Annotated in this window: 10 protein-coding genes; 5 read left to right on the top strand and 5 right to left on the bottom strand. The window is 55.7% G+C overall.

Annotated features, from left to right (window positions below; translation table 11 throughout):
• Positions 1 to 49: 49 nt before the first annotated feature.
• On the bottom strand, positions 50 to 3,454 hold the full coding sequence (locus tag BLT38_RS18180; RefSeq protein WP_083346453.1) for a TonB-dependent receptor: 3,405 nt from the start codon (positions 3,452 to 3,454) through the stop codon (positions 50 to 52).
• 721 nt (positions 3,455 to 4,175) lie between these two features.
• Between BLT38_RS18180 and lepA the strand changes: the two genes are divergently transcribed.
• On the top strand, positions 4,176 to 5,975 hold the full coding sequence (lepA, locus tag BLT38_RS18185; RefSeq protein WP_083346454.1) for a translation elongation factor 4: 1,800 nt from the start codon (positions 4,176 to 4,178) through the stop codon (positions 5,973 to 5,975).
• A 49-nt stretch (positions 5,976 to 6,024) separates the two neighbouring features.
• On the opposite strand, the gene BLT38_RS18190 is transcribed toward lepA, so the two are convergent.
• Together BLT38_RS18190 and BLT38_RS18195 are read right to left on the bottom strand one after the other, a co-directional pair.
• A complete protein-coding gene (locus tag BLT38_RS18190; RefSeq protein WP_083346455.1) occupies positions 6,025 to 6,648 on the bottom strand; it encodes a hypothetical protein in 624 nt (207 codons plus the stop codon).
• Entirely contained in the window at positions 6,645 to 7,043 is a 399-nt protein-coding gene (locus BLT38_RS18195) for a hypothetical protein (protein WP_083346456.1), read from the bottom strand. Before BLT38_RS18195 ends, BLT38_RS18190 begins: the two co-directional genes overlap by 4 nt.
• A 219-nt stretch (positions 7,044 to 7,262) precedes the next feature.
• Between BLT38_RS18195 and BLT38_RS18200 the strand changes: the two genes are divergently transcribed.
• On the top strand, positions 7,263 to 9,011 hold the full coding sequence (locus BLT38_RS18200; protein ID WP_083346457.1) for a hypothetical protein: 1,749 nt from the start codon (positions 7,263 to 7,265) through the stop codon (positions 9,009 to 9,011).
• 398 nt (positions 9,012 to 9,409) lie between these two features.
• Here BLT38_RS18200 and BLT38_RS18205 read toward each other — a convergent pair whose 3' ends face one another.
• Positions 9,410 to 11,068: a DHA2 family efflux MFS transporter permease subunit gene (locus tag BLT38_RS18205; protein WP_083346458.1), complete on the bottom strand. Its 1,659-nt coding sequence runs from the start codon at positions 11,066 to 11,068 to the stop codon at positions 9,410 to 9,412.
• 94 nt (positions 11,069 to 11,162) lie between these two features.
• Between BLT38_RS18205 and BLT38_RS18210 the strand changes: the two genes are divergently transcribed.
• Positions 11,163 to 11,696, top strand: coding sequence for a 5' nucleotidase, NT5C type (locus BLT38_RS18210; RefSeq protein WP_083346459.1), 534 nt, complete (start codon positions 11,163 to 11,165; stop codon positions 11,694 to 11,696).
• Between the two features lie 6 nt (positions 11,697 to 11,702).
• Here BLT38_RS18210 and BLT38_RS18215 read toward each other — a convergent pair whose 3' ends face one another.
• Positions 11,703 to 12,440 (bottom strand): helix-turn-helix domain-containing protein, encoded by a 738-nt coding sequence (locus BLT38_RS18215; protein WP_083346460.1) that lies wholly within the window; start codon positions 12,438 to 12,440, stop codon positions 11,703 to 11,705.
• Positions 12,441 to 12,570: 130 nt separating this feature from the next.
• Between BLT38_RS18215 and BLT38_RS18220 the strand changes: the two genes are divergently transcribed.
• Together BLT38_RS18220 and BLT38_RS18225 are read left to right on the top strand one after the other, a co-directional pair.
• On the top strand, positions 12,571 to 13,632 hold the full coding sequence (locus BLT38_RS18220) for a fibronectin type III domain-containing protein (RefSeq protein WP_083346461.1): 1,062 nt from the start codon (positions 12,571 to 12,573) through the stop codon (positions 13,630 to 13,632).
• A gap of 136 nt (positions 13,633 to 13,768) precedes the next feature.
• The gene (locus BLT38_RS18225; protein WP_083346462.1) at positions 13,769 to 14,761 is read left to right on the top strand and encodes a transaldolase; all 993 of its coding nucleotides are present in this window, start codon (positions 13,769 to 13,771) and stop codon (positions 14,759 to 14,761) included.
• Positions 14,762 to 14,810: the final 49 nt, after the last annotated feature.

A 14,810-nucleotide genomic window follows, 5' to 3' on the forward strand; every position in this document is an offset into this window, starting at 1 on the left:
AGGCCACGCAGAAGTTCTCTGCGTGGCCTTTGCTGTTTGCGATTGATTGTTAGAACGAGTACTTCGCCGAAAGCTGCAACATGCGCGGTCCGGAACGCGTCGTGCTGATGCGCCCAAACGTGCCGCTCGCAGAGTCTTGCGCTGTGCCATCCGGGTTACCGTAGCTTGCAATGTTCAGCACGTTCGACGCATCCACACGGAAGCTGATTCTCTGGCTATCCGTAATGTTGAAGTCCTTGAACACTGAAGCGTCATACTGCTGGTAACCAGGCGTGCGCTCCGTGCCAGGGCGCTGCGGGCTGATCACACCATCCGCAGGCAAACCGTACGCACACACACCGTTGTCCACGCCCGCGGTAAGGCAAGGCGTAGCGGAAGCATCGGTACCAAACCAGTGCTGCACGCTGCGATTCACAATCTTCAACGGACGGTACTTCACCATGCGCTGCTGATTGCTGTTCACACCAGAGTTCACGTTGTTGCTGGTGATCGTGATGGGGAAGCCCGTGTACACAAAACCAGAGGCAGCCACACGCCATCCGCCAACAAACTCGTCCACCACGCGTGGCATGTTGCCGCCAAACTTGCGGCCACGGCCAAACGGCAGTTCATACGTCGCCGTGAAGTTCACGTTATGACGAACGTCTGTACCGCTCGGACCGTATTCCAGCGAGTTATTACGAGGATCCGCAGCATACGCGCTCGCTCCGGTAACGTTCGAAACACCATAGAAACCAATGCTGTTCGTCAACGCCTTCGCATACGCGTAGTTCGCCGTGAACTGCAGACCGCCACGCAGCCGCTGACGGAACGTAGCCTGCAGTGCGTTGTAGTTCGCCATCGCTTCCGATGCTGTCAAAGGCACCGTTCCCGACTGACCAACCACCTGGTAGTACGGCGACTTGTTCACCGCAAAGCAGGCAGCCGAGTTATACGCCACTAGCGATCCGTTCACAAAGCATGGCGCAGTCAACTGGTTCGCTGCCACAGCCTGGATCAGGTGATACGCATACTGACCCACGTAGCCCACCTGGAACGACGAGTAGTTGTTCAACTGGTACTCGCTCGTCAGGCTGTACTCCGTCACGGTTGATGGCTTCAGATTCGGAGCCCACGCACGGAACTTCCCACTGCAACTCGGATCGGTTGTGTATGAGCAGGTCGCATTTGCGTTCTGCGTGAATGCGTTCTCAGCCGTGGTGTACGTACCCGCAGCAGAAGCGGTAGGCGCGCCACCCGTGTATGAAATCGACGACTGGAATGGCGGGTTGATCGTCAGGCGAAGGTTCGCGCCCGTGCCTTCCATGTAGGTCGTCGTGCCAAAGCCACCACGCACCACAAGCTTCTGCTTCGGATTCCACGAGAAGCCAACACGCGGCATAAAGTTCGTCCACGTGGGGTTGTACAGCGCGCGGCTATTGCCGTTCTGTCCTGCCAGTTCAATCGCACCGGTTGTCAGGTTCAGGTTGGCTTGCTTGTTGTTCACTTCATAGATTGGCTGGTCGTATTCCCAACGCAGACCCAGGTTCACCGTCAGCGTCGGCATCAGCTTCCAGTCATCTTGAACAAACCACGCATCACGCCACTGGCGCTGGCCCGTGTGTCCTGCCAGCGTGCCGCGGCCTGCGGAGCTCGCACGGTCAAGATAGAAGTCCGCCACACCAAAGCCGCTCGCACCACTCACACCAGTGTTCGCCGTGTACTGGCCGTTGTAGCTGATCTGGCCCTGCGCACCATCGTTGCCCGTGTACAGGCTGTTCTGCTGATAGCGGATGAACTGTGCGCCCATCTTGATAACGTGATTGCCCTTCTGGATCGTCAGGTTATCGCCATAGGTGAAGTTGTTCATCACGTTGTCGGAGTAAATGCCAGAGTTACCAAACGCCGCGCCACCACTGCTCGAGGAAAGGTTGTTGCCATCCGCATTGATGTTCTGCGCTGCAAATCCCGGAACCGGGCTGCCACCGCCAATGCCAACAGTTGCGTTGCCATTCGTACCGAAGACACCGGTTGTATCTGTGGGCACGCCCTGATGCCATGCCGTACGGAAGAAGCCAGCGCGGAACTCATTCTGAATGGTCGGCGTAAACGTGTGAACGTAGTTGATCGCTACGCCCTTCGTCGGATACGTCGAAGCCGTGGGGAACGCCAGCGCAATGGGCGACGTGTTGGTATCGCCCGCCGTGCTCTGGCTGTAGCGCACAAACATCGTGTCCTTGTCGCGGTAGCGGTAGTCCACCTTCGTATCAAACTGATCGTTGTAAATGCGCTGCTTCGTCACGCCACGGAAGTTGCCCGTCGTGATCGTGCCTGCCTGTGCCGCCTGGTTCGGCAACGGATACAGTTCAGGATGCGCAAACAGGTAGCGTGCCACCGGGTTCAGCGCGGTCGTCGGCAACTGGTTATTTACAAACGCGGGCTTGCCTGCTGCCTGCGCGTCATACAACTGGTACGGCACCTCGCCAAAGTCACCCTGACGCATGCGCTGCGTGGCCACGTTCACATCCTGGTAGCCGCCCTTGTGGTATCGGTTGCCGGAGTAATCAGCAAAGAAGAACAGCTTGTCCTTCAACACCGGGCCACCGATGGTTCCACCAAAAATGTTGCTGGTCTCGCTCGTCTTCGGCACTGGCGTCGCACTCAGTCCGTTCGCCCAAGTGTTCGCGTTAAAGCTGTCGTCCGTCACGTAGTAGAAGGCGCTACCGTGGAACTTGTTCGTGCCGCTCTTCAGTAGCGCAATCACGTCGCCGCCGTTCACGTTGCCGTACTCGGCCTGCGCGTTGCTGCTCACGGTGCGGACCTGATCCAGCGCATCCGGGCTCGGGTTGTAGCCAATCGTGTTGTTGATCGTCTCGTTGATCTCAATGCCATCCAGCAGATAGTTGTTCGCCTGCTGGCGGTTCCCATTCACTGAGACCTGCGCACCACCATCCTTACTGCGCTCAATAGCATTCTGTCCGGTGAACACCGTAGGATCGGTCGCCACGGCACCCGGCGTAAAGATCGTCAGAGATGCGAAGTTACGGCCCTGCAGCGGAATGCTGTTGATCGCATGCGTATCCAGCGTCATGCCCAGTTCGCCACTCTCGGTATTCAGCAGCGGCACCAGCGACGCCTGTACTTCAACCGTCTGGTTCGCTCCTTCGGCACTCAGCTTCGCGTCAAACTTCGCGTCCTGTCCCGCCTCCAGGCTGAACGGCCCAAGGGTCTGGGGCGCAAAGCCCTTCGCTTCAATGACTACTTTGTACTGGCCCACCTGCAGGAAGTGGATGTTGTACACACCGCCGCTCGTGCTCTGGGTGGTGCTGCTCACGTTGGTCTGCACATTGGTGACCGTTACCTTTGCATTCGGCAAAACGGCACCCGACGGGTCCGTCACGGTGCCGTTCACACTGCCGGTAATGGTCTGGGCATAGCTACAGGTCGACACCGCCACAAGGGCGACGGGAAGCATTCGGAACAACGACTTCAAATTGGCACTCCTTACAGCGTTGGGGGAGGGGGTGGTGGGGGGAAGAACGTGTGCGCACACGATTTGTTCGGTAGCTCACGTTCACTGCAAACGGCTTTTTGCCGTAAATCCCACGCTAAGCGATAAATGAAGTGTTTCGATAGGGAAATATTTTCCGTCCCGTAACAATTCACGCCAAAGCGCCGCGAAAGGGACGCCAATCTCTGCAAGTGCCATTCCCATCGACCGCTCACTCACCCTTCGCCCCTGAGCTCGGCCCCAAATTCCCAAATCGGAACGCCAAGCACTGCAGAACCCAGCAGATGCCGTCGCATACCCCAAAAGTGTTATCCGCCTAACCCAAGGGGTGTTATTCCTACCCCAGACTTCCGCCGATTAACGTTACGGCAAGAGTTCGCAAGCCCCGAACTCCCGGTCTGTTGCACTACTTTGCTTTTCTGCCTGAAAGGTCTCTCTCATGCTTCTCGGTTCACTCTTCGTAGCTGGATTCGTCATCGCCATCGTGGCTGGTTTCGCCAAGGTGGAAGATAGCTCGTACTAAAACTGGCTTTTAACGCCCTCAACCCTCCCCCAGTTCCACCCCTCTTACCCTCAGTCATTTCCATGCCCCATAGCGACCTCCCTCAATACGAGGGGGTCCACGTCGCGAAAGCGACGTCGAGCACGGCACGAAGTGCCGAAGCACGTAGAATTAAGGGTGAGCATGGACCCCAAGTACATACGTAATTTCGCGATCATCGCGCACATCGACCACGGCAAGTCGACCCTCTCTGATCGCCTCCTCGAACTCACCGGCTCGCTCACGCAGCGAGAGATGCAGGCGCAGGTCCTCGACGCCATGGACCTCGAGCGCGAACGCGGTATCACCATCAAGGCCCACTCGGTCCGCATGATGTACCAGGCCCACGACGGCCAGACCTACCAGCTCAACCTCATCGACACCCCCGGCCACGTCGACTTCAGTTATGAAGTCAGCCGCTCCCTCGCCTCCTGCGAAGGCGCCCTCCTCGTGGTCGACGCCTCACAGGGCGTAGAAGCCCAGACCCTGGCCAACGCCTACCTCGCCATCTCCAACGGCCTCGAGATCATCCCTGTTATCAACAAGATCGACCTCCCCAGCGCCGACATCCCGCGCACCAAGGAGATGATCGAAAACACCGTAGGCCTGCCCGCAGACGACGCCATCGCCGTCTCCGCAAAGACCGGCCTCAACGTAGCCGACATCCTCGAAGCCGTCGTCGCACTCATCCCGCCCCCCACCGGCGACAGCGAGAAGCCGCTCCAGGCGCTCATCTTCGACAGCTGGTTCGACCCCTACAAGGGCGTCATCGTGCTCGCCCGCGTCATCAACGGCACCCTCCGCAAGGGCCAGCGCATCAAGCTCATGTCCAACGGCAAAGTCTTCGACGTGGAATCCATGGGCGTCCTCACCCCCAAGCCCGTCGAAATCGCCGAGCTCTCCGCAGGCGAAGTCGGCTTCTTCGTCGCAACCATCAAAGACGTGGCAGACACCAAGGTCGGCGACACCATCACTGACCCCACCAACCCCGCCACTGAAATGCTCCCCGGCTTCGAAGACATCAAGTCCATGGTCTTCGCCGGCCTCTACACCGTAGAAAGCCACGAGCACGGAGCCCTGCGCGAAGCCCTCGGCAAGCTCAAGCTCAACGACGCATCCTTCTCCTTCGAGCCCGAGTCCTCCGTAGCCCTCGGCTTCGGCTTCCGCTGCGGCTTCCTCGGCCTGCTCCACATGGAAATCATCCAGGAGCGTCTCGAGCGCGAGTTCGGACTCGACCTCATCACCACCGCCCCCGGCGTGGGTTACAAGGTCCACCTCACCGGCGGCACCACGCTTGAAGTGCAAAACCCCTCGCGCTGGCCCGACCCCACGACCATCGACTCGGTCGAAGAGCCCGTCATCATCGCCAAAATCCTCACCAACGAGGAGTACGTCGGCAACATCCTCAAGCTCGTCGAAGAAAAGCGCGGCAAGCAGCAGAACATGGAGTACGTCTCCGCCAACCGCGTCATGATCACCTACGAGCTCCCGCTCAATGAGATCGTGCTCGACTTCTACGACCGCCTCAAGTCCGTCAGCCGCGGCTACGCCTCACTCGACTACCACCTCTCCGGCACCTGGACCAGCCCCATGGTCAAGATGGACATCCTCGTCTCCGGCGAACCCGTTGACGCACTCAGCATCATCGTCCATCGCGACTTCGCCTACGAACGCGGCAAAGCCCTCGTCCACAAGATGAAGGAGCTCATCCCCCGCCAGATGTTTGAGGTCGCCATCCAGGCCGCCATCGGCAGCAAGATCGTAGCGCGCGAAACAGTAAGTGCCATCAAAAAGGACGTACTCGCCAAGTGCTACGGCGGCGACATCAGCCGAAAGCGCAAACTCCTCGACAAGCAAAAAGAGGGCAAAAAGCGCATGAAGCGAATCGGCAAAGTAGACATCCCCCAGGAAGCCTTCCTCGCAGTCCTAAAAGTCGGGGAGTAAGTCTTATTCACTTATCGCGGACAGTAGGTGATCGGCGGAGCAGTTGGGACTAATTAGCTTTAGGCGAGGGGATCGTCCGAGAAACATTCGAAATCGGCCCTAGTTCCTGCCAACTGTTTTCGTTGTATCGGAAAAGAAGCTCAGTACTGCATCCATCCTCCGGGATAAATACCTCAAAAGAGGGTTCCCCTCTCTTTACGAGAATTTGCCCCCTGCAGCCAGAGTGCGTTGTTCGACCCTGCGGTTGAAAAACATTAGACGTCTGATGCTCATATGTTTCAAGCCAGGTTCCATCCGCGGCTCGGATCCAAAGCCTTGGTTTCGGTTTCTGGAACTGTATGTAGCTCGACTCGAACGAAACTGGCAGCGAATCACCCTGCGAAGCAACCTCTGCTCTAGTGATCACATTCTCGGATGCAACCTCATTCTTTCGAATGCTTGCTTCCTGGTGTGACGAAAGCGCCGACAAAATGCCGATCAATGCACTGAAGACGGCTGTAACAGCAAACCCCCACTCGAGGTAGCCGGGGAGTTTTGCGGAATCTGTTTTTGAAGCAGCCTCCAGCTGGCGCTTGTAGAGATTCGGCCTGATAAAAAACCACAGTATGCTGATGGCAAATCCCGCGGAAGCGAGGAGAAGGACAGCAAGTTTGTTAAAGGCAAGAATTGTCATCCATCTACTCCAGTGTCGCTTCCAGATATTGTGGATAAATCATCTTTTATCTGTTTGTTGGGAGTAGAAGGAGCGCTCTCGATCTTAGGATTAGTCAATACACTAAGCGCACCGACCCAACCAAAACCCGCCGAAAGACTCTGGAGTGCGTCCTGAGGGTGAAAAAAAATTGTCCCGATCACGGAACCAGTAAAAGCAACGACTACAAAATCAAGCCGGTCATAGAAAACGTCTGGCTTTCCTGGGAAAAGACGGCGGAGAGCAGGTGTCGTCCCCGCAAAACCTTTGTAGAGCGAGAACATATACATGGCGACAGAACCGAAAGCTGTGACGACAAAGTTGAGCTTGCCTGGAGTTGCGAACCGGAGGGTGGCGTCAACTAAAGGCGACCACATAAGATTTGTTCCCTTCAGCCCGGCCGGCAATCTGCAATGCAGCAAATGGTACCACTGCTTCAACGGCAATCAAGAATAATGTCGACGTGACTCACTATCCGAAAATGCAAACTGCTCGCCAAACAAATGAGGGCAGGGAACGAACCTGCAAAGTAGACATCTCCCAGGAAGGCTCTCTCGCCGCCCTAAAAGTTGGAGAACTTTTTTTACGAGCGCGCGATGGCAAAGATTGAAGTCGTTGTATTTCTCACCTGTGAGGAGCTGACAGGTAAAGCTGTCGTTGAGGCTGACTTTATCGCCTCGCTCCGGCGCTTCAGCCGAGACTCGATACTTCGGTTATGTTCGTTCATAGCACTCGTACTTGAGACCTATAAACGAGGTTCGAAAACAGAGAATGTCCAAGCGTCGCTGCTGTACGACTTCTTTCCTCCGAAAGTAGCGGCGGAATTTGTTTGTTTGCTTTGGGCGTCTTCCGAACGACGTCGATTACTCTTTCACCGACGCCAGCTTCTCTTGCTAGCAAAATACGCAGTTACACACTGTCCTTCGAATGGGATGAACGCGGTCGGAAACATGCTCTTTGGGGTTCTGCTCATTCAAGCGAATGATCTCTTAGACAACCCTACTCCGATGACATCTACCGTATTGAGCAGTCGGGAAGACATGGCTGCGTTCATTACAACTATGGTGTCTGCAGGCGAATATGCGCATCGAATGCCCGCACAGACATTCGCAAGATCTAGGAAATTGCTTGTAGATATTCCAAAGAAGTTATTCCCTACCCTCGATCTCAATTGTCAATTCGAAAGCGTAACAGGGCTATCCCTAGAACTTTACTTAGGGCTATCCGTTACAGCTCTGGCCAAATTTTTCAGGTACCAAGACAGCGATTGGTTGAAACATGCCGATGAAGCTACTTTGCTGGCAAACAATCTCATAGTTGAAGGGTCCTCGGCAAGAGACGTAAATATCCTCCTTAACATCATCGCTGCGTCTCCCTCTAAGCTCAAAGCCCTTTACGCAGGGCGGACAGCACGCAAGAACGACAGCACGATGTTTCGAGATTTTCCGTTTGTCGAATCAGTGGCAAATTTTGGTCTTATCAATCAGACGCAGGTGTTCTTACCCATTGACTTGGAATTCATGATGGACAAGTTGTTAGGCGGACCTTTTTGGACATTGAAGGCCACAGTTCCACAATTCGAGTCGCTTTATTGGGGGAAAATCTTTGAAGCGTACACGCAGGATATTTTGACTCGCGCTTCTTCAGGGACAAATCAGTCCGTATATTGCAACCCTGTATATGCAGATAATCCTTTGGAAGAAATCTGTGACGTCCTCATTTTGTGCGGCGAAACGGTAGTCCTTCTAGAAACCAAGACATGTATGCTTGATGCTTCCTCGAAATATGAGGGAAAGCCTGAACTATTACTGGCAAAGCTAGAGAAGCTTCTGGTTGGCTCACCAGAAAAGCCCAAGGCCGTGAGGCAATTAGCCAAGGCGGTTAGAAATCTCTTTCAGGAAGGAAATCAACGTCTGGCGAAGGATATTGATCTTTCTCAGGTGAAGAGTTGCTTCTGTTCGACTGTTACGTTGGATTACATCGGCGGCGCAGCGGGAGTGGCAACACTTCTTTCGAGCTTCATGGACGAAATCTTGGACTCTGAAAAGCTTCGTGTTCAGTTCGAAGGCCATTACACCACTAACATCGATGAGCTGGAAACAATGACTGGCTTTCTAAAATCGACAAATATTGGAGGCCTGCTCAATCTTTGGAAGATACAGAATCCAGCCCTTGGACGGCCTTTCGGAGCTCAGGATATTCAGTGCCTGAAGTGGGAGTACCCGCAATGGTTGGAACAAGACTTCCGCTCCATATTTGACAAGGCTCTTCGTCATGTTCTTCCGAAACAGTACGAAAAGCGGGGATTGTCGCTTCCCGAAAACCAACCTATGCTCAAGAGTTAGGCCACCATCGATTATTGCTGAGCATCGTCACCTGTCCCCTTCGACGGGCTGTTACCGCCGGAAATCTTTGTCAAGTACGCGATCCGCTTATGTGTAACAAACCAAAGGAAATACGGTTGGCATGGTATTTCCTCCAGATCGCTACAATAGAAGTAGGGCTTTTTAGTGGCGTTGGTGCCCTAGCCGTAAGTCCAATAGAAAGACGATTTTGCCTCTAACCCCAATGGTTAGACGATTTTGCGGGATACCCCGCAGCTAAGTCCTTTCAAAAGACGATTTTGCAAAAACAGGGGGAGGGGGTACCCTCCCCATCCCATTGCCGAAAGGTTCAGCGCAAGAGCAAATGGCCGCTCCAGAAGGAGCGGCCATTTGTTGTAGTGATTGTGTTGCAAACGGGTTTAGTGCGCGGGTGCGTCGCCGTCCATGTGGCCGGGCTTGGGCACAATCCACACCAGCGGAACCATGATGGCCGTGAACACTGCCAGCACCGCGATGATGTCCAGATAAGCCAGCATCGACGCCTGGTTATGCAGCATGTTGTAGACATTGCCCTGCGCTGCGGAGATCGCATCGGCATGGTTGCCGCCGCCCGGACCGCGACTGCCCTGCAGGAATCCCGCAACGCTGTTCACACGGTCGTTGAAGGCCTGGCTTGATGGTGTAAGGTTGCGGATCATGTAACCCTGATGCGCCTGCGAGCGCCGCGACAACATCGTCGCCACGAACGCCGTACCCACCGACCCACCCACATTACGAGCAAGATTTGAAAGTCCGCTGACATCGTTGTTCTGTGATCGCGGAATGTTGTTGTACGCAATGGTGTTGATGGGAATGAACAGGAACGCCAGCGAAGCAGCCTGCACAATGCGCAGCCACATAATATCCGCGAACGACGACCCAAGATTCATGTGCGAGTGCATCAGGTAAAGCGAATACGTCAGCAGCGCAAAGCCGAACGAGATCATCACACGCGGATCAAGACGCGTGATGAGAATGCCAACAACAGGCATCATCAGCATGATCGTCACGCCGCCCGGCGAGATCACCAGACCCGCAAGCTCCGCCGTATAACCCAACAACGTCTGCACATACTGCGGAATCAACACAGTCGACGCATACAGCGAGAAGCCCAGCACAAACAGCAGCGTGAACGACACCGCAAAGCTACGCTGCTTGAACAGTGTCAGGTTCAGGATGGGTTTATCACCCTTCTTCAACCGCCACAGCGACCAGATGATCAGACCAATCAGCGACACTGCGCACACAATGGCAAAGGCCGTGATCACAGAGGAACCGAACCAGTCATCTTCCTGGCCCTTATCCAGCACAAACTCCAGCGACCCGAAGCCAAGCGCCAGCAGACCAAACCCGATGTAATCCAGGTTCAACCCCTTCCGCTTGTTTGCCTCCACTTCCTTGATGATGTGCGGAGGATCCTCCACCATACGAGTCGTCAGCACCAAAGACAGGATCGCAACCGGGACGTTGATGAAGAATATCCATCGCCAGTCATAGTTGTCGGTGATCCATCCACCCAAAGTCGGCCCAATCGCCGGAGCAGCAACCACCGCCAGCCCATACAGCGCGAACGCCTGCCCTCGCTGCTTAGGCTCGAAGGTGTCCGCAAGGATGGCCTGCTCACTCGGCCCAAGTCCACCACCACCCGCACCCTGGATCAACCGGAACAGGATCAGGATAGGCAGGGTAGGCGCCAGCCCACACATAGCCGACGAGATACCAAAGATGACCACGCAGATCATGTAGAACTTCTTGCGCCCGATGAACGTGGTCAGATACGCAGAAGCCGGAAGGATAATGGCGTTCGCCACCAGGTAACTGGTGATGACCCAGGTAGCTTCGTCCTGCGAGGCACCCAACCCACCCGCAATGTGCGGCAGGGCCACATTCGCAATAGAGGTATCCAGTACCTCCATGAAGGTAGCCAGGGTCACTGTGAGGGCAATCAGCCAGGGGTTATGCTTCGGTCGCCACGGCTGTTCTGCCGCGTGCGCTACCTCGGCCGGTTGGCCAGTCTCTTCCATTGTGGTTGCAGCCATACCCGATTTCAGATGGCGGATTCCGACATGGGATGCAGAGAGTTTGCGTATGCACTGTTTACGGTGCAGGAACGCGACATGCTAGGGTCGATTCATGGCAAGAATCGCAGTTGATATGGATGAGGTGATGGCGGACACCGTTGCGGAACACATCCGCCGCTACAACGCTGACTTCCGCAGCGAGCTTTCCAAGGAAGATATGGATGGCAAATGGTTGTGGCAGTGCGTGCCAGATGCACACCATGAAGCGCTGGTCGGCTATCTGAATGAACCGGAGTTCTTTCGCAATCTTGAATTGATGCCAGATTCGCAGCGTGTGCTGGAGCGACTGAACCGCGACCACGAAGTGTTCATCGCGTCAGCGGCGATGGAAGTGCCTATGAGCTTCGCGGCCAAGTTTGCATGGATGGAAGAGCACTTCCCCTTCATCCGTCCTTCGCACATGGTCTTCTGTGGCGACAAGAGCATTCTCGCTGCCGATTACCTCATCGACGACAACCCTCGGCAACTCCGAGCGTTTCGTGGCAAAGGATTGCTCTTCTCAGCGCCGCATAACAAGCTTGCGAAGGAATGGACGCGCGTCGAAGACTGGAACGCGGTTGAGAAGTTCTTTTATCCGGAAGGATGACGCCGACTAACGCGCGGCAGTGCTCTCGTTTGATCCGCGCGTCTTTCCGTTGCCATTCGGTAGTCCGCCGCCATTGTGTGAAGACGCGTTGCCTTGCAGCGTGACGATAAGCGCCTTAGCAGGGGTCTGTCCGGCGTTCGCATAGCTGTGCGGCGTATTCGCGTCGAAATACACAGCATCGCCAGCTTCAAGTCGGTGTGTCCCGTCTCCATGAGTGATATCCATTTCGCCTTCCAGAACGTATAGAAACTCAGAGCCGGGATGCTGATGCGCGCGTCGCGGCGTTACGTTCGGAAGAAACTCTGCGAAGTAAGGATCAAGCTGGCGATCCGGAATTAGGTAGCCTAACGATTCAAAATAGTAGGCAGGATCATCCGTTCCGCTCTGTGGAAGGCGAATGCGGTCCTTGCCACGCTGCACGCGGAAAAGCGTCTTCGGTTCCGGCTCAAAGAAGTAGCTTAGGTCCTTTGAAAACACCAACGAGATGCGTGCGAGGTTGCGCAGCGTAGGCACCACGCGGCCTGTTTCAAGCTGTGACAGAAAGCTGGCGCTGAGGCCGGTGTGACGGCCAAGTTCAACCAGTCCCATACCTTTTTTCAGACGTAGCTGCTTAATGCGCTCGCCCAGTTTCTTTTCCGCGATGAAATTTTCAGCGGCTTCGCCAGCTATCGGATCGCCCGTATTCGTAGGCGGAGACGGACGGTCCGTGATGCTCGCGTCCTTCGTTTCCGCAGATGATGACATTGCCCTATCTCCCAGTGTCGTGACACTTTACGTAGGCCAAAAGATGTCGAATTTTGGCGGAAAGATGTCCGCGCGCATAGAAGTAAGAAAATCTGTGTTTTGCAAAAGGTTGTCTCTGGACTTTAGGCTCGTGAATGTGATCCCGGCTTTGCTGCATGACAAACAAAGAATTGCACCTGTGATGGTGCTGTGGTTTCTGATGGCTGGCTGCGCCAGCCAAGGGCCAGTGCGTCCTCCATCGCTGCATTTGCCTGCCGCTGTGCATGGCCTGACCGCGACGCGTGTCGGGGATGCGATTGATCTGGCGTGGACGAATCCGACGCGCACCACGGACGGCGTTTCATTGACGGCAAAGCATAGCGCCGGTGCGATGCAGGCAGAGGTCTGCCGTGCCGAAGCATTCACGACTGCTAACTGCACGCCGATTGCGCATCTTCCGGCAACCGCTGGCGGATCCGGTGGTTATCACGATGTACTGCCATCGTCGTTTGCCGAAGGCAATGTACGAACGATTGTGTATCGCGTTCGGCTCGTGAACTCCGCTGGAAACGGTGCGGGATGGACTGAGGTGAAGAGTCTTGCTGGAGTTGCTCCCGCAATCATCACTGGTCTCCGGGCGCAGCCGGTGGCGCAGGGCATTCTCGTGCAATGGCAACCGGGAGAAGACGGAGTGATGTTGCGGGTGTCTCGTGGAAAGGATGCCACCCATTCCACGTTGCTCGCGGCGTCGGATGCGTCCACGGGTAAGCAGTCACAGAAATCTTCCAGCGGAACAGTCGATACTGGCGGGCACGTGGGGGAAGAGCAGCGTTACACCGTCTTCCGCCGATGTACTGTTTCGCTGGGTGGGGAATCGTTCTTGATGGACAGTGATCCGGCCAGCGTGACCGTTACTGCCTCAGCAAAACTGCCGCTGCCGCTACCTCCGACAAGTCTGGAAGCGCTGGCCAACACACTTTCCACACCGGAAGTTGACCTCGTTTGGCAACCGCCGGACGATGCAGGCGTTACAGGCTATCGTGTCTATCGGGAGGAGTCCGGAGCGACTACGTTGCTGACGCAGGAGCCACTCCGCGGATTTACCTACGCTGACAAGTCTGTCTCAAACGGGCATAGCTATCGGTACTGGGTAGCTTCGATGAATGGCACCGGCGAGCAGCGCAGTTCGGCTGTCAGCGTCACACTTCCTTAATCTGTGACTCGTAAGCTGGGCAATCTTATGAGAAATGCAGTGATTACTCCGTCGCACGGCATCTGAATGAGTGCCGGGACAGGCGTAAAATAATCAATGAAACGATTTTGCTCAGGGACATCGAAGGAGAACGCAAATGGCGACGCTTTTGGATCAGCTTAAGCAGTACACCACCGTGGTGGCCGACACCGGCGACATGAAGTCGATGGAGAAGTTCAAGCCGACAGACGCGACCACCAACCCGTCGTTGATCACCGCTGCCGCAAACATGCCGGAATACAGCCACATCGTGGATGATGTGCTGAAGACCGCGAAGCAGAAGGCCGGCGCGAACTCTGACGACAAGGCTGTTGCCGCAGAAGCCTTCAAGACGCTGGCTGTCGCCTTTGGCCGCGAGATCCTGAAGATCGTTCCGGGCCGCGTTTCCACGGAAGTGGACGCCCGCCTCTCCTACGACACCGAGAAGACGATCGAAGTGGCGAAGGACATCATTGCGCAGTACGCTGCCGCCGGTGTCAGCAAGGACCGCGTTCTGATCAAGATTGCCTCCACCTGGGAAGGTATCAAGGCTGCTGAGCAGCTTGAGAAGGAAGGCATTCACTGCAACCTGACGCTGCTCTTCGGTCTGCACCAGGCCATTGCCTGCGCTGAGGCGAACGTAACGCTGATCTCGCCGTTCGTGGGCCGCATCCTGGATTGGTACAAGAAGGACACGGGCAAGGACTACACCAGCGCGGAAGATCCCGGTGTTATCTCCGTCACCAAGATCTTCAACTACTACAAGAAGTTCGGCTACAAGACCCAGGTGATGGGTGCTTCGTTCCGCAACATCGGTGAGATTGAAGAGCTGGCCGGTTCTGATCTGCTGACCATCGCACCCAAGCTGCTGGATGAGTTGAACAGCAAGGAAGGCACGCTGGAGAAGAAGCTGGACGCCGACAAGGCAAAGTCCATGGACATCGAGAAGATCTCGATCGACAAGGCGACCTTCGACAAGATGCACGCAGAAGACCGCATGGCACACGACAAGCTGAAGGAAGGCATCGAAGGCTTCTCCAAGGCTCTGGAAGAGCTGGAAGCTCTGCTGGAAAAGCGTCTCAAGGAAGTAGCCGAGCCGGTGGGCGCGTAAGTCCACCGCTTGGAAAAGCAATGCAAGAGGGAGCCTTCGGGCTCCCTCT

The sequence above is a fragment of the Terriglobus roseus genome (genome assembly GCF_900102185.1).
In the GTDB taxonomy this organism is placed as follows: domain Bacteria; phylum Acidobacteriota; class Terriglobia; order Terriglobales; family Acidobacteriaceae; genus Terriglobus; species Terriglobus roseus_A.